Origin of the sequence: Pseudomonas sp. R2-7-07, assembly GCF_003852355.1 — a bacterium.
Lineage (GTDB): Bacteria > Pseudomonadota > Gammaproteobacteria > Pseudomonadales > Pseudomonadaceae > Aquipseudomonas.
Window position 1 is genome coordinate 2,744,351 of the sequence record NZ_CP027759.1, and the last position, 22,792, is coordinate 2,767,142.

The 22,792-nt window shown below is 61.9% G+C and carries 20 protein-coding genes; 7 read left to right on the top strand and 13 right to left on the bottom strand.

What is annotated here, in order from left to right; all coding sequences use genetic code 11:
- Nucleotides 1-11: 11 nt before the first annotated feature.
- The 7 genes from C4J86_RS12465 to gloB all read right to left on the bottom strand — a co-directional run bounded on the left by C4J86_RS12465 (nucleotide 12) and on the right by gloB (nucleotide 9,853).
- Nucleotides 12-1,613 (bottom strand): ABC transporter ATP-binding protein, encoded by a 1,602-nt coding sequence (locus C4J86_RS12465; RefSeq protein WP_124370604.1) that lies wholly within the window; start codon nucleotides 1,611-1,613, stop codon nucleotides 12-14.
- 1 nt (nucleotide 1,614) lies between these two features.
- Nucleotides 1,615-2,634, bottom strand: coding sequence for an ABC transporter permease (locus C4J86_RS12470; RefSeq protein ID WP_124370605.1), 1,020 nt, complete (start codon nucleotides 2,632-2,634; stop codon nucleotides 1,615-1,617).
- 1 nt (nucleotide 2,635) lies between these two features.
- The gene (locus C4J86_RS12475) at nucleotides 2,636-3,709 is read right to left on the bottom strand and encodes a microcin C ABC transporter permease YejB (RefSeq protein ID WP_124370606.1); all 1,074 of its coding nucleotides are present in this window, start codon (nucleotides 3,707-3,709) and stop codon (nucleotides 2,636-2,638) included.
- Nucleotides 3,710-5,548: an extracellular solute-binding protein gene (locus C4J86_RS12480; protein WP_124366920.1), complete on the bottom strand. Its 1,839-nt coding sequence runs from the start codon at nucleotides 5,546-5,548 to the stop codon at nucleotides 3,710-3,712.
- Nucleotides 5,545-7,374, bottom strand: a complete 1,830-nt coding sequence (locus C4J86_RS12485; protein WP_124370607.1) for an extracellular solute-binding protein — start codon at nucleotides 7,372-7,374, stop codon at nucleotides 5,545-5,547. The genes C4J86_RS12480 and C4J86_RS12485 overlap by 4 nt, the downstream gene beginning before the upstream one ends.
- Before the next feature lie 212 nt (nucleotides 7,375-7,586).
- Entirely contained in the window at nucleotides 7,587-8,987 is a 1,401-nt protein-coding gene (locus C4J86_RS12490; protein ID WP_124370608.1) for a transglycosylase SLT domain-containing protein, read from the bottom strand.
- Between the two features lie 98 nt (nucleotides 8,988-9,085).
- A complete protein-coding gene (gene gloB / locus C4J86_RS12495) occupies nucleotides 9,086-9,853 on the bottom strand; it encodes a hydroxyacylglutathione hydrolase (RefSeq protein ID WP_124370609.1) in 768 nt (255 codons plus the stop codon).
- 65 nt (nucleotides 9,854-9,918) lie between these two features.
- Here gloB and C4J86_RS12500 point away from each other — a divergent pair, with 65 nt between their 5' ends.
- From C4J86_RS12500 to dnaQ, 3 genes are all read left to right on the top strand, one after another.
- Entirely contained in the window at nucleotides 9,919-10,677 is a 759-nt protein-coding gene (locus C4J86_RS12500; protein WP_124370610.1) for a class I SAM-dependent methyltransferase, read from the top strand.
- A 29-nt stretch (nucleotides 10,678-10,706) separates the two neighbouring features.
- Nucleotides 10,707-11,159 (top strand): ribonuclease HI, encoded by a 453-nt coding sequence (gene rnhA, locus C4J86_RS12505; protein ID WP_057725161.1) that lies wholly within the window; start codon nucleotides 10,707-10,709, stop codon nucleotides 11,157-11,159.
- Nucleotides 11,160-11,229: 70 nt separating this feature from the next.
- Nucleotides 11,230-11,970 carry a DNA polymerase III subunit epsilon gene (gene dnaQ, locus C4J86_RS12510; RefSeq protein WP_164485286.1) on the top strand — a complete coding sequence of 247 codons (741 nt, stop codon included), beginning with the start codon at nucleotides 11,230-11,232 and terminating at the stop codon, nucleotides 11,968-11,970.
- Nucleotides 11,971-12,218: 248 nt separating this feature from the next.
- Here dnaQ and C4J86_RS12515 read toward each other — a convergent pair whose 3' ends face one another.
- On the bottom strand, nucleotides 12,219-13,853 hold the full coding sequence (locus C4J86_RS12515; RefSeq protein ID WP_124370612.1) for a methyl-accepting chemotaxis protein: 1,635 nt from the start codon (nucleotides 13,851-13,853) through the stop codon (nucleotides 12,219-12,221).
- 226 nt (nucleotides 13,854-14,079) lie between these two features.
- Here C4J86_RS12515 and C4J86_RS12520 point away from each other — a divergent pair, with 226 nt between their 5' ends.
- A complete protein-coding gene (locus C4J86_RS12520; RefSeq protein ID WP_124362730.1) occupies nucleotides 14,080-14,910 on the top strand; it encodes an undecaprenyl-diphosphate phosphatase in 831 nt (276 codons plus the stop codon).
- Nucleotides 14,907-15,290, top strand: coding sequence for a DUF1294 domain-containing protein (locus tag C4J86_RS12525; RefSeq protein ID WP_124370613.1), 384 nt, complete (start codon nucleotides 14,907-14,909; stop codon nucleotides 15,288-15,290). The genes C4J86_RS12520 and C4J86_RS12525 overlap by 4 nt, the downstream gene beginning before the upstream one ends.
- Here the strand turns inward: C4J86_RS12525 and C4J86_RS12530 are convergent.
- A complete protein-coding gene (locus C4J86_RS12530; RefSeq protein ID WP_124362732.1) occupies nucleotides 15,285-15,635 on the bottom strand; it encodes an MmcQ/YjbR family DNA-binding protein in 351 nt (116 codons plus the stop codon). The two genes, C4J86_RS12525 and C4J86_RS12530, sit on opposite strands and share 6 nt — an antisense overlap.
- On the bottom strand, nucleotides 15,632-16,540 hold the full coding sequence (locus tag C4J86_RS12535; RefSeq protein ID WP_124362733.1) for a LysR substrate-binding domain-containing protein: 909 nt from the start codon (nucleotides 16,538-16,540) through the stop codon (nucleotides 15,632-15,634). Before C4J86_RS12535 ends, C4J86_RS12530 begins: the two co-directional genes overlap by 4 nt.
- Before the next feature lie 126 nt (nucleotides 16,541-16,666).
- Here C4J86_RS12535 and C4J86_RS12540 point away from each other — a divergent pair, with 126 nt between their 5' ends.
- Nucleotides 16,667-17,278, top strand: coding sequence for an FMN-dependent NADH-azoreductase (locus C4J86_RS12540; protein ID WP_124370614.1), 612 nt, complete (start codon nucleotides 16,667-16,669; stop codon nucleotides 17,276-17,278).
- A 192-nt stretch (nucleotides 17,279-17,470) separates the two neighbouring features.
- Nucleotides 17,471-18,508, top strand: coding sequence for a dienelactone hydrolase (locus C4J86_RS12545; RefSeq protein ID WP_124366929.1), 1,038 nt, complete (start codon nucleotides 17,471-17,473; stop codon nucleotides 18,506-18,508).
- Here the strand turns inward: C4J86_RS12545 and C4J86_RS12550 are convergent.
- From C4J86_RS12550 to C4J86_RS12560, 3 genes are all read right to left on the bottom strand, one after another.
- A complete protein-coding gene (locus C4J86_RS12550; RefSeq protein WP_124370615.1) occupies nucleotides 18,502-19,674 on the bottom strand; it encodes an MFS transporter in 1,173 nt (390 codons plus the stop codon). The two genes, C4J86_RS12545 and C4J86_RS12550, sit on opposite strands and share 7 nt — an antisense overlap.
- 117 nt (nucleotides 19,675-19,791) lie before the next feature.
- On the bottom strand, nucleotides 19,792-21,378 hold the full coding sequence (locus tag C4J86_RS12555) for an ABC-F family ATPase (RefSeq protein WP_124362737.1): 1,587 nt from the start codon (nucleotides 21,376-21,378) through the stop codon (nucleotides 19,792-19,794).
- 142 nt (nucleotides 21,379-21,520) lie between these two features.
- Nucleotides 21,521-22,759, bottom strand: a complete 1,239-nt coding sequence (locus tag C4J86_RS12560) for an MFS transporter (RefSeq protein ID WP_124370616.1) — start codon at nucleotides 22,757-22,759, stop codon at nucleotides 21,521-21,523.
- Nucleotides 22,760-22,792: the final 33 nt, after the last annotated feature.

Genomic DNA, 22,792 nt, shown 5'->3' on the forward strand with positions numbered 1-22,792 from the left:
GGGCTCCTACGTCAAGCGGGCACCAGAAAGGCCGCTTCCAGTAATTGCCGAGTATAGGGGTGCTGTGGGCTGGCGAAAATCGCCCCGGCATCGCCTTGCTCCACTACCTGACCCTGCTTGACCACCATCAACTGGTGACTCAGCGCCTTGACCACCGCCAAGTCATGGCTGATGAACAGGTAGGTCAGGTTGTACTTGGCCTGCAAACCGCGCAGCAGTTCCACCACCTGGCGTTGCACGGTACGGTCCAGCGCCGACGTCGGCTCATCCAGCAGGATCAGGCGCGGTTTGAGCACCAGGGCGCGGGCGATGGCGATGCGCTGACGCTGGCCGCCGGAAAATTCATGGGGGTAGCGATGCCGCGACTCCGGGTCCAGGCCGACTTCCTTGAGGGCGGCAATAATTGCCGCTTCCTGCTCGGCCGCCGTGCCCATCTTGTGGATGCGCAAGCCCTCGCCGACGATCTCGCTGACGCACATGCGCGGGCTCAGGCTGCCGAAGGGGTCCTGGAACACCACCTGCATTTCGCGGCGCAACGGGCGTACCTGTTGCTGGGTGAGGCGGTCGAGTTGCTGGCCTTCGAAGCGAATGCCGCCCTGGCTTGCGATCAAGCGCAGGATCGCCAGGCCCAGGGTGGACTTGCCCGAGCCGCTTTCGCCGACGATGCCCAGGGTTTGCCCCTGGGGCAGGCTGAAGTTGATGCCGTCCACGGCCTTGACGTAATCGACGGTGTTGCGCAAAAAGCCTTTCTTGATCGGGAACCAGACTTTCAGGTCGTCCACTTCCAACAGCGGTGGCCCGGCGGCGTTGGTGGCCGGCCCGCCGCTGGGTTCCGCCGCCAGCAATTCCTGGGTGTAAGGGTGTTGCGGCGCCTGGAACAGCGCCTCGCAATCGGCCTGTTCGACGATGCAGCCCTGTTGCATCACGCACACCCGGTGTGCGATCCGGCGTACCAGGTTCAAGTCGTGGCTGATCAGCAATAACGCCATGCCCAGGCGCGCCTGCAGTTCCTTGAGCAGTTCCAGGATCTTCAATTGCACTGTCACATCGAGGGCCGTGGTCGGCTCATCGGCGATCAGCAGCTCCGGCTCGTTAGCCAGGGCCATAGCGATCATTACCCGCTGGCGCTGGCCGCCGGAGAGTTCGTGGGGCAATGCCTTGAGGCGCTTGTGCGGCTCGGGGATGCCCACCAGCTCCAGCAGTTCCAGGGTGCGCTGGGTGGCGACCTTGCCGGTGAGGCCTTTGTGCAGGCCGAGCACTTCGTTGATCTGTTTTTCGATGCAGTGCAGCGGGTTCAGCGAGGTCATCGGCTCCTGGAAGATCATCGCGATGCGGTTGCCGCGAATATGCCGCAGGGTCTTTTCCTTGAGCGTCAGCAGATCTTGCCCGGCGTAGTGGATGGTGCCGGACGGGTGCCGCGCCAACGGGTAGGGCAGCAGGCGCAGGATCGAATGGGCGGTCACCGATTTGCCCGAGCCGCTTTCGCCGACCAGGGCAAGGGTTTCGCCGCGCTTGATATTGAAGCTGACGTTATTGACCACGCGATGGTGATGCTCGCCGGTGACGAACTCGACGCTGAGGTCGCGGATTTCGATCAGATTGTCCTGATTCATCTCATTTCCTCGGGTCGAAGGCATCGCGAGCGGACTCGCCGATAAACACCAGCAGGCTCAACATGATCGCCAGCACGGCAAACGCACTCATGCCCAGCCACGGCGCCTGCAGGTTGGATTTGCCCTGGGCCACCAGTTCACCCAGTGACGGCGAGCCGGCCGGCAGGCCGAAGCCCAGGAAGTCCAGGGCGGTGAGGGTGCCGATGGCGCCGGTGAGAATGAACGGCATGAAGGTCATGGTCGAGACCATCGCATTGGGCAGGATATGGCGGAACATGATCGCGCCGTTCTGCATGCCCAGCGCACGGGCCGCGCGCACGTACTCCAGGTTACGCCCGCGCAGGAATTCGGCGCGCACCACGTCCACCAGGCTCATCCACGAGAACAGCAGCATGATGCCCAGCAGCCACCAGAAATTGGGCTGCACGAAGCTGGCGAGAATGATCAGCAGGTACAGCACTGGCAACCCGGACCAGATCTCCAGGAAACGTTGCCCGGCCAGGTCCACCCAACCGCCATAGAAACCCTGCAGGGCGCCGGCGATCACGCCGATGATCGAGCTGAGCACGGTCAGCGTCAGCGCAAACAGCACCGACACGCGAAAACCGTAGATGACCCGCGCCAGCACATCGCGGCCCTGGTCATCGGTGCCCAGTAGGTTGACGCTGGACGGCGGCGCCGGGGCCGGCACTTTGAGGTCGTAGTTGATGCTCTGGTAGCTGAACGGGATCGGTGCCCATAAGGTCCAGGCGTCCTTGGCCTTGAGCAGTTCCTGGATATACGGGCTCTTGTAGTTGGCTTCCAGGGGGAACTCGCCGCCGAAGGTGGTCTCCGGGTAGCGCTTGAGCGCCGGGAAGTACCAGTCACCGTCGAAGTGCACGACCAGCGGTTTGTCGTTGGCGATCAACTCGGCGCCCAGGCTCAGCCCGAACAGGATCAGGAACAGCCACAGCGACCACCAGCCACGCTTGTTCGCCTTGAACCGCTCGAACCGGCGGCGATTGAGGGGGGACAGGTTCATCTCAATGCTCCCGGCTGGCGAAGTCGATACGCGGATCGACCAGGGTGTAGGTGAGGTCACCGATCAGTTTCACGATCAGCCCCAGCAAGGTGAAGATAAACAGCGTGCCGAACACCACCGGATAGTCGCGGTTGATCGCCGCTTCAAAGCTCATCAGGCCGAGGCCGTCGAGGGAAAAGATCACCTCCACCAGCAGGGAACCGGTAAAGAAGATGCCGATGAAGGCCGAGGGAAAACCGGCGATCACCAGCAGCATCGCGTTGCGGAACACATGGCCGTAGAGCACGCGGTGGTTGGTCAGGCCCTTGGCCTTGGCGGTGACCACGTACTGTTTGTTGATCTCGTCGAGAAAGCTGTTCTTGGTCAGCAGGGTCATGGTGGCGAAGTTACCGATTACCAGGGCGGTCACGGGCAGGGCCAGGTGCCAGAAGTAATCGAGCACCTTGGCGTCCCAACTCAATTCGTCGAAGTTATTCGACGTCAGCCCGCGCAAGGGGAACCAGTCCAGGTAACTGCCGCCGGCAAACACCACGATCAACAGGATGGCGAACAGGAACGCCGGGATTGCATAGCCGACGATGATCGCCGAACTGGTCCACACATCGAAATGGCTGCCGTGGCGCGTGGCCTTGGCGATGCCCAGGGGGATCGACACCAGGTACATGATCAGGGTGCTCCATAACCCGAGGGAAATGGACACGGGCATCTTTTCCTTGATCAGGTCGATGACCTTGGCGTCACGGAAAAAACTGTCGCCGAAATCCAGCCGGGCATAGTTCTTGACCATGATCCACAGGCGTTCCGGCGCCGACTTGTCGAAGCCGTACATTTTCTCGATTTCCTTGATCAGCGCCGGGTCCAGCCCCTGTGCGCCGCGATAGCTGGAACCGGCCACCGCGACTTCGGCGCCGCCACCGGCGATACGGCTGGTGGCGCCGTCAAAGCCTTCGAGCTTGGCGATCATCTGTTCCACCGGCCCGCCGGGGGCGGCCTGGATGATCACGAAGTTGATCAGCAGAATGCCGAACAGCGTGGGGATGATCAGCAACAGGCGACGAACAATATAGGCCAGCATTCAATCGCCTCCGCTCGCCGCTTCGGCGCTTTGTGTGGTGTCCAGGGGGATCGCCGGTTTGACGTCGGGTTTGGCCCACCAGGTGGCGGTGCCGACGTCATAGCGCGGCGAGACTTGCGGATGGCCGAGGTGGTCCCAATACGCCACACGGAAGGTCTTGATGTGCCAGTTGGGGATTACGTAGTAACCAAACTGCAGCACGCGGTCCAGCGCCCTGGCGTGGGCGATCAGGCTTTTGCGCGAGTCGGCGTCGATCAGTTGTTCGACCAGTTGGTCGACGGCCGGGTCTTTCAGGCCCATGTAGTTGCGACTGCCGGGTTTGTCGGCGCTGGACGACTTCCAGAACTCACGCTGCTCATTACCTGGGGAGGTGGATTGCGGAAAGCTGCCCACCAGCATGTCGAAATCCCGCGAGCGCAGGCGGTTGATGAACTGCGACACGTCAACCCGGCGAATCACCAGGTCGATGCCCAGGTCGGCCAGGTTACGCTTGAACGGCAGCAGGATGCGCTCGAATTCGGTCTGGGCCAGCAGGAATTCAATGGTGACCGGTTTGCCGGTGGTGTCGACCATCTTGTCGTCGACGATCTTCCAGCCGGCCTCTTGCAGCAACTGATACGCCTCGCGCTGCTGCGCACGGATCATGCCGCTACCGTCGGTTTTGGAAGGCTCGAAGGACTGAGTGAAGACTTCGGCAGGGATCTTGTCGCGCAGGGGCTCGAGAATCGCCAGTTCATCCGGGCCGGGCAAGCCGGTGGCGGCCATTTCCGAGTTTTCGAAGTAGCTGCGCGTGCGGGTGTACGCGCCATTGAACAACTGTTTGTTGCTCCATTCGAAATCCAGCAACAGGCTGATGGCCTTGCGCACCCGTACATCCTGAAACATCGGTTTGCGCGTATTGAACACGAAACCCTGCATACCGGTGGGGTTACCGTTGGGGATTTCTTCCTTGATCAAGCGGCCCTCGGCTACCGCCGGAATGTTGTAGGCGTTGGCCCAGTTTTTCGCGCTGAACTCGAGCCAATAATCGAACTGCCCGGCCTTCAGGGCTTCCAGGGACACGGTGCTGTCACGGTAATAATCGGTGATGCGATTATCGAAATTGTAGAAACCCTTGGCGACCGGCAAGTCCTTGGCCCAGTAGTCCTTGACCCGCTCGTAGCGAATCATGCGCCCGGCCTTGACCTCAGCCACCTTGTACGGGCCACTGCCCAGCGGAATTTCCAGGTTGCCCTTGGAAAAATCCCGGCTGGCCCACCAATGTTTGGGCAGTACCGGCAATTGCCCGAGGATCAGTGGCAGCTCACGGTTGTTGGTGCGCTTGAATTTGAACAGCACCCGCAACGGGTCTTCGGCGACCACTTCATCCACGTCAGCGTAGTAAGTGCGGTAGAGCGGGGTGCCATCCTTGATCAGGGTCTGGAAGGTGAACACCACGTCTTCGGCGCGGATCGGGTGGCCATCATGGAAGCGTGCCTCGGGCCGCAGGTAAAAGCGCACCCAACTGTTGTCCGGGGCCTTTTCGATCTTGCCGGCCACCAGGCCGTATTCGGTGATGGGCTCGTCCAGGCTCTGCATGGCCAGCGTGTCGTAGATCAACGGCAGATTGTCTGCGGGCACGCCTTTGCTGATGTAGGGGTTGAGGCTGTCAAAGCCGCCCATGGCCGACTCACGGAAGGTGCCACCCTTGGGGGCGTCGGGGTTCACATAGTCAAAATGCTTGAAATCGGCGGGGTACTTGGGCGGCTCGTTATACAGCGTCAGCGCATGTTGCGGGGCGGCCTGGGCCGCACTGCACAGCAACAGGCTGGCGAATAGAGTGCTGCGCAAAGACATCATTGGGCTTTCTCCGAAGCTTTCAGCCACCATGCACTCAAGCCCAGGCTGTAGGGCGGCGTGGTGACAAAGGCGAACCGATTGCGGTACGCCAGGCGATGATAGTTGAGGTACCAATTGGGTATGCTGTAGTGCTGCCATAGCAGCACCCGGTCCAGGGCGCGGCCGGCGGCCAGTTGTTCTTCGCGGGTCTGGGCCGCGAGCAGTTGTTCCAGCAGGTGGTCGACTACAGGGTTGGCGATGCCGGCGTAATTCTTGCTGCCCTTGATGGCAGCCTGGCTGGAATGGAAGTACTGCCACTGTTCCAGCCCTGGGCTGAGGGTCTGGTTGAGGGTGACCAGGATCATGTCGAAGTCGAACTGGTCGAGGCGCTGCTTGTACTGCGCACGGTCAACGGTGCGCAGGTGCGCGTCGATGCCGATACTGATCAGGTTCTCGACATAGGGCTGCAGGATGCGCTCCAGGTTCGGGTTGACCAGCAGGATTTCCAGGCGCAGCGGTTGCCCGTCCTGGTTCAACAGGCGTTGGCCGGACAGCTTCCAGCCGGCCTCGCCGAGCAGGCCCAGGGCGCGGCGCAGGGTGTCGCGGGGGATGCCGCGACCGTCGGTCTGGGGCAGGCTGAAGGCCTGGGTAAACAGCTTGGCCGGCAGTTGGTCGCGGTAGGGCGAGAGCATCAGCCACTCGTGACCGACCGGGACGCCGGTGGCGGAAAATTCGCTGTTGGGGTAGTAACTCAAGGCGCGTTTGTAGGCATTGCTGAACAGGGTGCGGTTGGTCCATTCGAAGTCGAACATCAACCCCAGGGCTTCGCGCACCTGGGTCTGGCTGAAGGCCGGACGCCGGGTGTTGATGAACAGGCCCTGGCTCTGGGTGGGGATGCGGTGGGCGATCTGTGCCTTGATAACCTCGCCGCGGCTCACCGCCGGGAAGTGGTAGCCGGTGTCCCAGTTCTTGGCCTGGTGTTCGATATAAATGTCGAATTCGCCCGCCTTGAAGGCTTCAAAGGCGACGTCGCTGTCGCGGTAGAACTCCACCTCGACCTTGTTGTAGTTATACAAACCCTGGTTGACCGGCAGGTTCTTGCCCCAGTAATCCTTGACCCGTTCGAACACCAGCTGGCGGCCGGGGGTGACCTTGCTGATGCGGTACGGCCCGCTGCCCAGTGGCGGCTCGAAGGTGGTGGCCTTGAAGTCGCGGTTCTTCCAGTAATGCTGGGGCAGCACGGGCAACTCGCCCAGGCGCAGGATCAGCAGCGGGTTGCCGGCGCGCTTGAACACAAAACGAATGCGATGGCGATTGAGGATGTCGACCCGCGCCACTTCCTGCAGGTTGGTGCGGTATTGCGGGTGGCCTTCGGTCAACAGGGTTCGGTAGGAAAACGCCACGTCATCGGCAGTAATCGGTGCCCCATCGTGAAAACGCGCCTCGTGGCGCAGATTGAACACGACCCAGCTGCGGTCCTCGCTGTATTCCACCGATTGGGCAATCAGGCCGTAGCTGGACGTCGGCTCATCGCCGGAAGGGGCGTACTGGCCGGTGCCGACCATCAGCGGTTCGTTCAGCTCATTGACGCCGTACTGCAGGAAGTTACCAGTGGAAACCGGGCTGGTGCCCTTGAAGGTATAAGGGTTGAGGGTGTCGAACGTACCAAAGGCCATCACCCGCAGTGTCCCGCCTTTCGGCGCTGCAGGGTTTACCCAATCGTAATGGGTGAATTTGGCCGGGTACTTGAGCGTGCCGAACTGCGCGTAACCGTGACTCTCGGTAATCGTCGCGTTCGCAGCAAAGCTCAAGGCCAGACTTATTAGTAGAAGGAGGGAACGCTTCAAGTCAGAGATCCGATCCGGGCGGCTTGGGCTTTATGATCGGTACAGTAACAGCTTGTTCCGGATGGAAAAAGGCTGCTGAGAGCAGTGAAGATCCAATGTGGGAGGGGGCTTGCCCCCGATAGCTTTGTGCCAGTCAGTACATAGGCTAACTGACCCACCGCTATCGGGAGCAAGCCCCCTCCCACAATTAGCTCTTCAGTGTTCTTGAGGTATCAGCGCGGCCCGGAAACCACCAGCATCTGCCCAGGCTTCAGCGCCTGGCCGGTGCGTGGGTTCCAACGCTTGAGATGTTGCATCTCGACGTTGAAGCGCTTGGCGACCATGTACAGCGAGTCGCCTTTCTTGACCTTGTACTGCACCGGTTTGGTCGCGGCGGCTTTACGCGTGTCCTGCATCACCAGGGTCTGGCCGACTTTGAGTGCCTGGCCGTTGAGCTTGTTCCAGCGCTGCAGGTCATGCACATCGACCTTGTTGGCCTTGGCGATCAGCGTGAGGTTATCGCCAGTGCGCACCTTGTAGCTGCGGGTACGCCCGGCCACCGCCTTGGTCTCGACTTCGTCGAACACCGGCTTTTTCGGGCGCATGCTCAACAATTCTTCCGGCTTCATCGTCGACAGGGTGCTGGAGAGCAGTTGCGCCTTGGAGGTAGGCACCAGCAAATGCTGGGGGCCGTCCAGGGTGGTGCGTTGTTTCAGGGCCGGGTTGAGCTGGAACAGCTCGTCTTCATCGATTTCCGCCAGCGCGGCGACCCGGGACAGGTCCATGCTTTGCTTGACTTCAACCACTTCGAAATACGGTGTGTTGGCAATCGGGTTGAGGTTGACGCCATACGCCTCGGGGGCCAGCACCACCTGGGACAACGCCAGGAATTTGGGCACGTAGTCCTTGGTTTCCTGGGGCAGCGGCAGGTTCCAGTAGTCCGTCGGCAGGCCGAGCTTCTCGTTGCGCTCGATGGCCCGGCTCACCGTGCCTTCACCGGCATTGTAGGCCGCCAGAGCCAGCAGCCAGTCGCCGTTGAACATGTCATGCAGACGGGTCAGGTAGTCCAGGGCGGCGGTGGTGGAGGCGGTGATATCGCGGCGGCCATCGTAGGCGCGGGTCTGGCGCAGGTTGAAATAGCGCCCGGTGGACGGAATGAACTGCCACAAGCCAACCGCATCGCTGCGCGAATAGGCCATCGGGTTGTAGGCACTTTCAATCACCGGCAGCAGCGCCAGCTCCAGGGGCATGTTGCGTTCTTCAAGGCGCTCGACGATGTAATGAATGTAGAGGCTGCCGCGTTCGCCGGCGTTCTCCAGGAAGGACGGGTTGCTGGCGAACCACAGGCGTTGTTGCTCGATGCGCGGGTTGACCCCTACGCCGTCCTGCAATTGAAAGCCCCGACGCATGCGTTCCCAGACATCCTGGGGCACTTCGGGGCTGGGCTTCTCTGAGAGCCAAATAGGTTTTTGCTTGATCTTGGCAGCAAGATTGGGTTTGGGTTGCACGGTGGATTGTGCAGCGTAATGAGTCGATTGGCAGCCCGCCAGAGTTGCGGAAACGGCCACCGCCACGGCTTGAGCCAGGCGGGTCAATGCGTCTGAAGAAATGGATTTACGAATAGATGACGACATTGGCTGGAAGTAAGTTCCGGGCAAAAATGTCGGGCGATTCTAGAAAGCGCTTCGGTTCCGGTCAACCATTCAGAAATTACGTATCAGATTGCGTCCGCTTAGAACTTATCTTTCCAAGCCCTCAAGCTAGCAAATACCTCGGCCCCAGAGCGGTTGTCGCGACCGTTCCGTTCGTCCGCTTTTTGTTTAACGGATGTTTCAGAGGTGCGTAGAAAAGGGTTAGTGCGTTTTTCCAGGGCCAGGTTGGACGGCAGCGTCATCTCGCCACGGGCGCGCAATTGAGCGACTCGCGCGACCCGTTCAGCGATGTCGGCATTATCCGGTTCCACGGCTTGGGCAAACTTGAGGTTACTTTGTGTGTATTCATGGGTGCAGTACACCAAGGTGTCGGCAGGCAGGGCAGCCAGGCGTTCCAGGGACGCGTGCATCTGTTGCGGCGTGCCTTCGAACAGGCGACCGCAACCGGCGGCAAACAGGGTGTCGCCACACAGCAGCACGCCTTGATGGTAGTAGGCGATGTGGCCGAGGGTGTGGCCGGGCACGGCGTACACGGCGAAGTCCCAGCCGAGCACGGTGATGCGGTCGTTGTCCTGCAAGTCGACGTCCCGAGCCGGGATGTTTTCGTTCGCAGGGCCGTAGACGTTGGCGCCGGTGAGCTTTTTGAGTTGCTCGACACCGCCGACATGATCATGGTGATGGTGAGTGACCAGGATGTCGCTGAGTACCCAGGCCGGGTTCTGCTCAAGCCAGGCGATTACCGGCGCGGCATCACCGGGGTCGACCACGGCGCAACGGTGGGTTTGCTCATCCTGTAACAACCAGATGTAGTTATCGGTGAAGGCGGGCAGGGCACTGATCTGTATCATTCTTCGATTCGCCAAGCTGAACACATTGGTGCATCTTAGAACGTCTAGGCGAGTTGGAGAATGCAATGACTGATAAAGCGTTCGCCCAGGCCGATCCTGAGTGGCTGGCCCTGATCGGCGCAGCCCGCGAATGGTTGTCCGGGCCGCTTGGGCAATTTCTGCTGGATGAAGAGCGGCGCATGCTCGACGACGAGCTGGGCCGGTTCTTTGGTGGCTACCTGGTGCATTACGGCCCGTCGGCCGAAACGCCGCCGTGCGCACCGCAGGTACAACGCAATGTACGCCTGGGGGCGCCGTTGCCGGGTGTGGAAATCGTCTGCGAGGAGCAGGCCTGGCCGTTGAGCGAACACGCCGCCGATGTGGTGGTGTTGCAGCATGGCCTGGATTTTTGCCTGTCTCCCCACGGTTTGTTGCGCGAAGCCGCCAGCAGCGTGCGTCCCGGTGGCCATTTGCTGATTGTCGGCATCAACCCCTGGAGCAGTTGGGGCCTGCGCCATGTGTTCGCCCAGGACGGTTTGCGCCAGGCGCGCTGCATCGCGCCTTCACGGGTGGGCGACTGGCTGAACCTGCTGGGTTTCGCGCTGGAGAAACGCCGCTTCGGGTGCTATCGTCCGCCGCTTGCGTCCGCCAAATGGCAGGGGCGCCTCGCCGGCTGGGAACGCCGCGCAGGTGCCTGGCAACTGTCGGGTGGGGGCTTCTATTTATTAGTGGCGCGCAAGATCGCGGTCGGGCTGCGGCCGGTGCAGCAAGTGCGCCGCGAACCGCTCGCCAAGCTGGTGCCGATGCCCCTGGCCAAGGTCAACCGCGAACAGCGCGAACCGTAAAACCTCTTTTGATTCAGGCTCAATAACCGATGACCGATAGCGTAGAACTCTTCACCGATGGCGCCTGCAAGGGCAACCCCGGCCCCGGCGGCTGGGGCGCATTGCTGGTGTGCAAGGGCGTGGAGAAGGAGTTGTGGGGCGGCGAAGCCAACACCACCAACAACCGCATGGAGCTGATGGGCGCCATTCGCGGCCTGGAAGAGCTCAAGCGGCGCTGCAACGTCCTGCTGGTGACCGATTCGCAATATGTGATGAAGGGCATCAACGAGTGGATGGTCAACTGGAAGAAGCGCGGCTGGAAAACGGCGTCCAAGGAACCGGTCAAGAATGCCGACCTGTGGCAATTGCTCGACGAGCAATGCAACCGGCATGACATCACCTGGAAATGGGTGCGTGGGCATATCGGTCATCCCGGCAATGAACGGGCTGACCAGCTCGCCAACAGGGGCGTGGATGAAGTGCGCGGCTACAAGCAGAGCTGAAGCCGGCTGACGTGTTAACATCGCGCCCTTTGACTCACCCCACACCGTTGAGAGCTGAACCCTGATGGCCATCCGATCCGTTGTACTCGATACCGAAACCACCGGCATGCCGGTGACCGATGGTCACCGGATCATCGAAATCGGCTGTGTCGAACTGATGGGCCGCCGTCTGACCGGTCGTCACTTTCACGTCTACCTGCAACCGGACCGCGACAGTGACGAAGGCGCGATCGGCGTCCACGGCATCACCGACGAGTTCCTCAAGGGCAAGCCGCGCTTTGCCGAAGTGGCCGATGAGTTTTTCGAGTTCATCAACGGCGCCCAACTGATCATTCATAACGCGGCGTTCGACGTCGGCTTCATCAATAATGAATTTTCCCTGATGGGGCAGATGGATCGAGCGGATATTTCCCAGCACTGCTCGATCCTCGACACCTTGATGATGGCCCGCGAGCGTCACCCGGGCCAACGCAATAGCCTCGATGCCTTGTGCAAACGTTACGGCGTGGACAACTCCGGCCGTGAACTGCACGGCGCCTTGCTCGACTCCGAGATTCTGGCTGAGGTCTACCTGGCCATGACCGGTGGGCAGACCAGCCTGTCGCTGGCCGGTAATGCCTCCGATGGCAACGGTTCGGCAGAAGGCTCGGGCAATCGTCCCTCGGAGATCCGTCGCCTGCCGGCTGATCGCAGGCCTACGGCTATCATCCGTGCCAGCGAGCAGGATCTGGCCGAGCATGCCGCGCGATTGGACGCGATCGCCAAGGCAGCCGGTGCGCCGGCGTTGTGGACTCAATTGACCCAGCAATGATCCTGGTTTGATGCAGAAAAAAAATGTGGGAGAGGGCAAGCCCTAATGCCGGTCAGTTAAGAAGTAGCAGGAGCGAGAACTAACTTGTGGCGAGGGAGCTTGCTCCCGCTGGGGCGCGAAGCGGCCCCAAACAATGGGACTGCTGCGCAGTCCAGCGGGAGCAAGCTCCCTCGCCACAGGTTCGGTGTCGCCTTAACTGACTGGCATTAGGGCTTGCCCCCTCCCACAGGGTGCTCATGACATGGGCGTCAGACTTTGAACTGGCGCAAGAGCCCGTCAAGCTGCTCACTCAAGCCGCGCAATTGCGCGCTCGCCACGCTCGACTGTTCAGCCGCCAGCGCGGTGCTGTGGGATAAGCCGGCCGCCTGGGTGACGTTCTGGTTGATGTCTTCCACCACATGAGCCTGTTGCAGGGTGGCACTGGCAATCGAGGCGTTCAGGCCGTTGAGATTATGCAGCGCCTGGCCGATGGCACTGAGGCTTGCACCGGCCAGGCCGGCTTGTTCGATGGTCAGTTGCGAGGCGCTGTGGCTGTCGCTGATGACCTTGACCGCCGCTTCCGAATGGCCCTGCAGCCGCTCGATCATCGCCTGGATCTCAGCCGTGGATTTCTGCGTGCGCTGGGCCAGCAAGCGTACCTCATCGGCCACTACGGCAAACCCACGACCCTGCTCGCCGGCGCGTGCGGCCTCGATGGCAGCGTTGAGGGCGAGCAAATTGGTTTGGTCGGCAATTGAACGAATCACTTCCAGCACGCCGCCGATCTGGGTGCTCTCGCTGGACAGGGTTCGGATAACCTCCACGGCCTGGCTGATGGTGCTGGAGAGCTGGTCGATCTGCTGCAAACTGCCGTCGATGTTGACCTGGCCTTGTTGCGCCTGGGCTTGGGCGTCGCGCATTTCGCTGGCGGCGTGCTCGGCGTTCTTGGCCACGTCCTGCACGCCGTAGGTGACTTCATTGATCGCGGTGGCCACCAGTTCCATCTGTTGCGACTGCTGCTGGCTGCGGTCGTGGGCCTGGCTGGCGTTGTGGCCCAGCTCGATGGACGACTCGCCCAGGGCGTTGGCGCACACCTGCAATTGGCCGACCACCTGGCGCAATTTGGCGGTGAAGGTATTGAAGTGCTGGGACAGCTGGGTGACCTCGTCGCGCCCGTGGGTATCGAGGCTGCGGGTCAGGTCGCTTTCACCGCTGGCGATGTTGCCCATGGCATTCACCGCCGCCTGCAACGGTTGCAGGATGCTGCGCGCGATCAACAGCACCAGCAAGGCCATGATCAGCGCGATGCCCAGGCCGATGGCAGAGGCTTTCCACACCTGGACGGTGAACTCGGCCTGAACGTCGTCCACGTAGACGCCCGAGCCGATAATCCAGCCCCAGGGTGCGAACAACTGGATGTAGGAGGTTTTCTGCACGGGCGCATCGGCCCCCGGTTTCGGCCAGCGGTAATTGACAATGCCGGCGCCCTTGGCCTTGGCCAGGCTCACGAACTCGTTGAACACCGCAAACCCGTCCGGATCGCGGATCGCCGAGAGGTTCTGGCCGTCCAGCTTGGGATTGGCCGCGTGCATGATCATCACGGGGGTGAGGTCGTTGATCCAGAAGTAATCGTCGTGGTCGTAACGCAGGCCGCGCACTGCGCTCAGGGCTTGCTGCTGCGCCGCTTCGCGGGTGAGCACCCCGGTTTTCTCCAGGTTCTGGTAGTAGCCCAATACCCCGCTGGCGGTTTGCACCACGTGCTGGGTCTGTTGACGCTTGGCCTGGTAGAGGTCGTCATGGATCTGTTTGAGCATCAACGCGCCCAAGGTCAGCAGCATCAGCACGGCGACTACCAGGATCAGCCAGAGGCGTCGGCTGATCGACATATTGCGCAAACTGTTCATCGTCCTGTCACTCCGTGCCCTTTATAATTGTGGGTGTTGCATCGACTTTTTCGGCTTGTCTGATAGGCTTTCGGCCCGTAATCGAAAAACCTGAGTACTGCCTGATTTTTCACGGAATTTTTGCAGTCCGGCATTGAGAATCGATGCCGGGCGCTGCAGCGCGCTCGTTGTCAGTGAACTTAAAAAACATAAGAGGCATGCCAGGCGCGTGACCTTTGGAGAAAGCATGGATTTTTGGACTGCCATACAGGCATTGATTCTTGGCGTGGTCGAGGGGCTGACGGAGTTCCTGCCGATCTCCAGCACCGGCCACCAGATCATCGTCGCCGACCTGATCAACTTCGGCGGCGAGCGTTTCGAGGCATTCAATATCATTATCCAGCTGGGCGCGATCCTGGCCGTGGTCTGGGAATTTCGCCGCAAGATCCTCGACGTGGTCATCGGCTTGCCCACTCAGCGCAACGCCCAGCGCTTCACCGTGAACCTGATCATTGCCGTGTTGCCGGCGGTGGTGCTGGGGGTGATTTTCGCTGACCTGATCAAGCATTACCTGTTCAACCCGATCACCGTGGCCACGGCCCTGGTGGTGGGCGGCGTGGTCATGTTGTGGGCTGAACGCCGCCAACATGCCGTCCATGCCGAAACCGTGGACGACATCACCTGGAAAGACGCGCTCAAGGTCGGCGTCGCCCAGTGCCTGGCCATGATCCCAGGCACTTCGCGCTCCGGTGCGACGATTATCGGCGGCCTGCTGTTCGGCCTGTCGCGCAAGACCGCCACCGAGTTTTCATTCTTCCTGGCCATGCCGACCATGGTCGGTGCAGCGCTGTACTCGGGCTACAAATACCGCGACCTGTTCCAGCCGGCGGACCTGCCGGTATTCGCTATCGGCTTTGTCACCTCGTTCATCTTCGCGATGATCGCGGTCAAGGGCCTGCTCAAGTTTATCGCCAACCACAGCTACGCGGCCTTTGCCTGGTACCGGATCGCGTTCGGCCTGGTGATCCTGGCGACCTGGCAATTCGGCTGGATCGACTGGACCGCCGTCAAGCCATGAACATTCAGCATCCGCGCCTGAAGGCGTTGGTCCTGCTAGTGCTGTGCGCCGCGCCGCTGCTGGGTGCGGCGCTGCTGTGGCAGCGCGGCGAGACGGTCATGCCGTTGGCGGCCTACGGGGTGGTCAGCGTGGTGGCGTTCTTTCTGTACTGGAGTGACAAGCGCAAGGCCCAGACCGAGGGCCGGCGCATCCCGGAAAACATCCTGCACGCCGTCGAGCTGGCGGGCGGTTGGCCGGGGGCGTTGATCGCCCAGCAAGTGTTCCGGCACAAGACGCGCAAGGTGTCTTACCAGGTGCTGTTCTGGGTGATCGTGCTGCTGCACCAGGTGTTCTGGCTGGACCAGCTGTTTCTCGGCGGCACGCTGCTGTCGGTTCTATAGCAACAACCCCACCTGCGTGCGCTTGGGCAACTTGCTCACCACCAGTTGGTGGGAGCGCTGCAACAAACCACGCAGTTCCTCGGGCGCCAGCGGGTAGGGCGTGTTCATGATGATCCATTGCGCGCGTGCCAGGTACGGCGCCGGGTGGATGCCTGGGCGGTCGACGTGGCCGAGGAACAGTTCCTTGTCGACCTTGAACGCCAGCGAGTCGCCGCGCAGGTTCTGCAGCGCGAACATCTTGTTGCCGGCAATCGAGAACACCCGTACGCCGCCCCATTTGTAGTCCTCGCGTGCGCCCGGCAGGCTCAGACAGAATTGCGCGACTTGCGCTTCGGTCATGCTCATAGCAGGCGATCTCCACAGCCTTTGAAACCTTCTTCCAGGTAGTCGATCCAGGCGCGAATGGCCGGCAGCACGCCGCGCCGGTGCGGGTACACGGCCTGCAACCAGCCGCCGGGCAACGACCATTGCGGCAGCAGCTGCACCAGTCGGCCACTGGCCAGTTCCTCTTCGCAATACATCATCGGCAGCACCGTGAAGCCCACGCCCATGAGGGCGCTGGTCTTGCGTACGATAAAGTCTTCGATGCCCAGGCGCGCCTCCATGACCAGCTCGTGAGCGTTGCCCTGCGGGTCGATGATGCGCTGGTGCACCATGCGGTCCGCCTCGAGTGCGCCCATTATCGGTAATTGCCTGAGGTCGTCCAGGCTGTCGACCTGCCGATCACGCAGCAGTGCCGGGCTGGCCACCAGCACTGTGTGTGCCTGGCGCAGGCGTTTGGTGACCAGCAACGGGTCTTCGTCGCCCAGTTCGCGCACGCGCAAGGCTACGTCGATCCCTTCGCCCACCAGGTCGACGCGGCGGTTGACCAGGGTCATGTCCAGTTGCACCAGCGGGTGGGCGGCGAGAAAGCCGGCCACCAGTTCCGGCAGGATCTGTTGGGCCAGGCCGACCGGGCAAGTCACCCGCAGACGCCCACGGGGCTCGGTGGACATGCTGGCCACGGCCTCATCGGCCATCTCCGCTTCCAGCAACATCGCCTGGCAGTGGCGCAGGTAGCGCTCGCCGACGGCGGTCAGGGTCAGTTGCCGGGTGGTGCGTTGCAGCAGGCGCGCGCCCAGGCGTTCCTCCAGCTCGGCAATGCGCCGCGACAGGCGCGATTTGGGAATTCCCAGCAGGCGGCCGGCGGCGGCGAAACCGCCGGCTTCGACGACTTTGGCGAAATAGTAGAGGTCGTTGAGGTCTTGCATGGTCAGCCTATTGTCCTGTCAGTGGGACAATCTATCGCATTCCAGATGGCTTATCGACTATTGGTTGGATGCGTAGCATCAACACCATCTGATCGCCCCTGTCGATCCCACCCTCGGAGATCCACCATGAAACTGTTGCATATCGATTCCAGCATCCTCGGCGACAACTCCGCTTCCCGTCAGCTCAGCGCCGGCGTGGTCAAGGCATGGCAGGCCGCCGAGCCGGGCGTGGAAGTGACTTACCGTGACCTCGCCAGCGAAGGCATCAACCATTTTTCCGGCGCCACCCTGGGTGCGTTGGGCACCGCTGCCGAACTGCGCGATGCCGCGCAAAAGCATGAAGCCGAACTGAGCGCATCGTCGCTGGCTGAATTCCTCGCCGCCGATGCCGTGGTGCTAGGTGCACCGATGTACAACTTCACCATCCCGACCCAGCTCAAAGCCTGGATCGACCGCATCGCCGTTGCCGGCCAGACCTTCCGCTACACCGAAGCCGGCCCTGAAGGCCTGTGCGGCAACAAGAAAGTCATCATCGTCTCCACCGCCGGCGGCCTGCATGCCGGCCAGGCGTCCGGTGCCGCCCATGAAGGCTACTTGAAGTTGCTGTTCGGCTTTCTCGGCATCACTGATATCGAAATCGTACGTGCTGAAGGCCTGGCCTACGGCGACGAAGTGCGCAGCAAAGCCTTGAGCGACGCCAACGTGCTGATCAGCGAGCACTTGTTCGCCGCTGCGTAAGGCTTGTGTAAATGTTCGTCGCGGCCGGTTTCAATCTGAAGCCGGGCGTCTAAACTCTGTATTCTGTTCGCCTGAGCGCGAGCGGGGTACGGAGTTTTTGCATTTATGGCCCAGGTTATGCACGCTTGGGTTGACTACCCTGGAATTTTCATACGGCATGCCGGTTCTCACGCAGCAAAGGTGGACATCCCCATGATGCGTCTCTGTGCTGTTTTGGTTCTTTCCCTGTGCGGCGGCCTGCTTTCAGTGCACGCCGCGCCTGCGCCGCACCCCCATTGGAGTGTGGGCTTTCATCGCATGAGCGTCCTGGACCCGCTGGATTCGCAGCCGATGAAGGCCATTGCGTTCTACCCCTCCACCGACACCGAGCACACCACGACGTTGGGCGCCTACCATGTGGCTGCCGGCGAAGACGCCAAGGTTGCCATCGGCCGTTTCCCGATGCTGATGCTGTCTCACGGCAATACCGGTACGCCGCTGGCCCTGCATGACCTGGCCACCTCGCTGGCGCGCAAGGGCTTTGTGGTGGTGGCGGTGCTGCACCCCGGCGACAACTACAAGGATCACAGCCGCCTGGGCACCGTGAGCAATCTGTATGGCCGGCCGATCCAGATTTCCCAGGCAATCACCGCGACGCTGGACGACCCGATGCTGTCGCCCTTCGTCGACATCGACCAGGTGGGCGTGATCGGCTATTCGGCCGGCGGTGAAACTGCGCTGATCCTGGCGGGGGCCAAGCCGGATTTCGAGCGTTTGCGCCGCTATTGCCAGCAGCGCCCGGAGGACCGTGACGCCTGCACCACCAAAGGCGAACTGGTGGTCGACCGTGACGACTTGCAGCCCCAGGCCGACCCGCGCATCCATGCCCTGATGCTGATGGCGCCGCTGAGCCTGATGTTTGGTCGCCACACCCTGGCTGACGTGCACGTACCGGTGCTGCTCTACAGTGGCGATGGCGACAAATTGGTGGCCGTGGACAAGAACGCCGCCGCCCTGGCGCGCAAACTGCCGGAGCCGCCGGACTTCAAACTGTTGGCCGGGGCAGGGCACTTCGTGTTCATGGCGCCGTGCGACAGCGACCAATTGGCGACGATGCCGGCCATCTGCACCGATGCCGACGGTGTTGACCGTGAGGGCATCCATCGCGACCTAGTCTCCGAGGCCGGGCGCTTTTTCAGTCACACCCTCGGCGAGGCCACCCGTGCCGGGTTACAGACGGCCGATCAGTAAGCGCGACGCTTGAGCAGCACGGTCAGTGCCAGCGCCGTGACTGACAGCAGCGCCGCGCAGAAGAAGATCCAGCCATAGCCGAGGTTCAGCGCCACCGCGCCCATCAACGGGCCGGCAATCGCCAGGGCCAGGTCGAAAAACACCGCATACGCACTCAGCCCGGCGCCACGGCTACTGTCTGGCACGCGCTTGATAGCCTCGACCCCGAGCGCCGGGTAGACCAGTGACAAGCCAAAGCCGGTCAACCCCGCGCCAATCAGCGCCACGCCGGTCGACGGCGCCAGCCACAGCAGGGTGAGGCCCAGGGTTTCGATGAGCATGCAGGCGATAGCGGCGGTGAAGCCGCCCACGCGGCTGATGGCGGAAATGAACACCAGGCGCGACGCGATAAAACACACGCCAAATACCGTCAGGCAGTACGCTGCGCCGGCCCAGCCGCGATTGAGGTAGTACAAGGTGATAAAGGTGGTCAGCGTGCCGTAGCCAATCGAAGCCAGGCAGAGGCTGGCGCCAAACGGTGCGATACGTCCGAACACCGCCCAGAACGGCAGGCGTTCGCCGCGCACCACTGGCACCGAGGGTTTGTTGCGGATCAACACCAGGCCCAGCGCGGCCAGCCCCGTCAGCGCCAGGCCCAGGCTGGCGAAGCCATAGTCGGCCACCATCACCACACCCAGCGGCGCGCCAATGGCGATGGCGCCGTAGGAAGCGATACCGTTCCAGGAAATCGACCGGGCCGTGTGTTCGGTGCCGACCGCGCCCATGCACCAACTGATGGTGCCCACGCCAATCAAGCCCTGGGCCACGCCCAGCAACAGCCGACCGGCGATCAGGATGGTCAGGCTTAGCGCCGGCAGGCCCTCCAGCAGCACCGCGATAAACGTCAGCACGCCACTGATCAGGATGCCAGCCAGGCCCAGCACAATGGCGCGCTTGGTGCCGACGTTGTCCGACATGCGCCCGGCCATCGGCCGGCTGAGCAAGGTGGCGAGATATTGCGAACCAATGGTGACCCCGGCCACCACGGCGCTGTAGCCCAAGTGCTCGTGCACATAGCCTGGAATTACCGCAATCGGCAGGCCGATGCAGATGAAGGCAATGAACGTGTAGAAGACGATGGAGACGATCTGCAGGGTGATCGACAGGGAGGAGGGGGCGGCAGGCATGTGAACTCGTTCGCTGGCGGGCGGTGCGGTCATGATGCCACTGCGCTGTTCAATGTGGGAGGGGGCTTGCCCCCTCCCACATTTGAACCTGTTTGGCCCGGCAGCTATGCGCTGTTCTTAGAACACCACACCCTGGCTACGCAGGTAATCGTCATAGGTGCCGCTGAAGTCGATCACGCCGTCTGCGCTCAACTCGATGATGCGGGTAGCCAGGGACGATACGAACTCGCGGTCGTGGCTGACGAAGATCAGCGTGCCCGGATAGTTCTCCAGCGCCAGGTTCAGCGCTTCGATGGATTCCATGTCCAAGTGGTTGGTCGGTTCGTCCATGATCAGCACGTTCGGCTTTTGCAGGATCAGCTTGCCGAACAGCATGCGGCCTTGTTCACCACCGGAGATCACTTTTACCGACTTCTGGATTTCGTCGTTGGAGAACAGCATGCGGCCCAGGGTGCCACGAATCATCTGCTCGCCCTGGGTCCACTGGCCCATCCAGTCGAACAGGGTGAGGTCGTCTTCGAAGTCATGGGCATGGTCCTGGGCGTAGTAGCCCAGTTCCGCGGCGTCGGTCCACTTGATGCTGCCGGCGTCCGGGGTCAGTTCGTTGACCAGGGTGCGCAGCAGGGTGGTCTTGCCGATGCCGTTCGGGCCGATGATCGCCACGCGCTCGCCGGCTTCAACCTGGAAGCTGAAGTCTTTGAACAACGGCTTGCCGTCAAAACCTTTGGCCATCTTCTCGACCATGACTGCCTGGCGGTGCAGCTTTTTGTTCTGTTCGAAACGGATGAACGGGCTCACACGGCTCGAAGGCTTGACCTCGGCCAGTTGGATCTTGTCGATCGCCTTGGCGCGGGAAGTGGCCTGCTTGGCTTTCGAGGCGTTGGCCGAGAAGCGGCTGACGAAGGACTGCAGTTCGGAGATCTGCGCCTTCTTCTTGGCGTTGTCCGACAGCAGTTGCTCGCGGGACTGGGTCGCCACGGTCATGTACTCGTCGTAGTTGCCCGGGAACAGGCGCAGCTCGCCGTAGTCCAGGTCAGCCATGTGGGTGCACACGCTGTTCAGGAAGTGACGGTCGTGAGAGATGATGATCATCAGGCTGGAGCGCTGGGTCAGGATGTTTTCCAGCCAGCGAATAGTGTTGATGTCCAAGTGGTTGGTCGGTTCGTCGAGCAACAGCACTTCCGGGTCGGAGAACAGCGCCTGGGCGAGCAATACGCGCAGCTTCCAGCCGGGCGACACTTCGCTCATCGGGCCGAAATGCTGTTCCAGGGGAATACCCAGGCCCAGCAACAGCTCACCGGCGCGGGATTCGGCGGTGTAGCCGTCCATCTCGGCGAACTCGGTTTCCAGCTCGGCCACGGCCATGCCATCTTCTTCGCTCATTTCCGGCAGCGAGTAGATGCGGTCGCGTTCAGCCTTGACCTTCCACAGCTCTTCGTGGCCCATGATCACGGTGTCGAGCACGGTGAATTCTTCGTAGGCGAACTGGTCCTGGCGCAGCTTGCCCAGGCGCACGTTTGGCTCGAGCATGACCTGGCCGCCGGACGGTTCAAGGTCGCCGCCGAGGATTTTCATGAAGGTCGACTTGCCGCAACCGTTGGCACCGATCAAACCATAGCGGTTGCCGGCGCCGAACTTGACCGAGACGTTCTCGAAGAGCGGCTTGGCGCCGAACTGCATGGTGATGTTAGCTGTGGAGATCAATTACTTTACCTATCAATGGGTTGCGAGCGTGACGGCAGGAGCCTTCAGGCATGCGTCAACAGCGACATCGAGGCGCGAAACCCGGTCGCTGAGCGCAAAATCTGGGATGTGTGTTGGAATTTGGCGCGCATTGTCGCATATGTCAGGCGACAGGTGTATGGCGAGCGAAGGATGGTTTTGCCAGTGTCTCGGGCATGGCCAGCCCTACCAGCAGCAAAGCGACGGCCGCCACCCCGGCCAGGGTCAGGAAGGCGGCGTTGTAGCCGGCCATTTGCACCACGAAGCCTGCCAGGCTGCTGCTCAGCGCCGCGCCCAGGCCAAATACCGTGGACAGCGCGCCGAGGCTGACATTGAAGCGGCCGGTGCCTTGGGTCAGGTCCTTGACGATCACGGGGAACAGCGCGCCGAAAATGCCGGCGCCGATGCCGTCGAGCATCTGCACGGCAACCAGCCAGTAGGGGTCGCTGGAGAGGGTATAAAGCACGCCGCGCAACGGCAGAATCATGAAGCCGGCCAGCAGCAGCGGCTTGCGCCCCCAGAGGTCGGCCTTGGCCCCCACCAGCATAGCCGTCGGCACCATCACCAATTGCGCGGCGACGATGCAGGCCGAGGTCAATGGCGTGGCCATCTGCAGGTTGATCTGCGACAGCTTCTGGCTGACCAGCGGCAGCATCGCGGCATTGGCCAGGTGAAACAGCGCACAGCAGATGGCGAACAGCAACAAGGGGCGGTTGGCGAGCAAGACGTTCAGGCCCGAGGGCTGCTCATGGTCAGTGTGATGCGCGGGGTCGAAGCCCCGGGCCACCTCATGGTCGATCGCCTTGCCCGGCACGCAACCGACCGCGATGACACTGGCGACGGCCATAAACGCCATCAGGTAAAACACCACCACCGGCCCGAACAGATAGGCCAAGCCCCCGGCCAGCAGTGCGGCCACGGCGTTACCGGCGTGATTGAAGGTTTCGTTGCGCCCGGTCCGCCGGGTAAACGCACGCGGCCCGGTAATCCCAAGGGAAATCGCGGAAATCGCCGGGGCGAACACCGACGCGGCGATGGCGCTGGCGGCCTGGGTCAGCGCCACCCAGCCAAACGAACTGACGAAGGGCAGCATCAGGCAACTGAGCGTGACCAGCAGCGCGGCAAGTGCGATCACCGCGCGCTTGCTGCGGGTACGGTCGATCAATGCGCCTGCCGGACCCTGGGTGATCAGCGCGGCAATGCCCGCCAGGGTCATGACCACGCCAATGCTGGCCGGGTCCCATTGATGGACCGCCAGCAGATAAATCGCCAGGTACGGGCCCAGGCCGTCGCGCACATCCGCGAGGAAGAAATTCAGGCTGTCCAGGGACAAGGCAGTGCGCAGGTCTGAGTGATGGGCCACGATGCAACCTTCCAGAGCGCTGTCCAGGGGCCG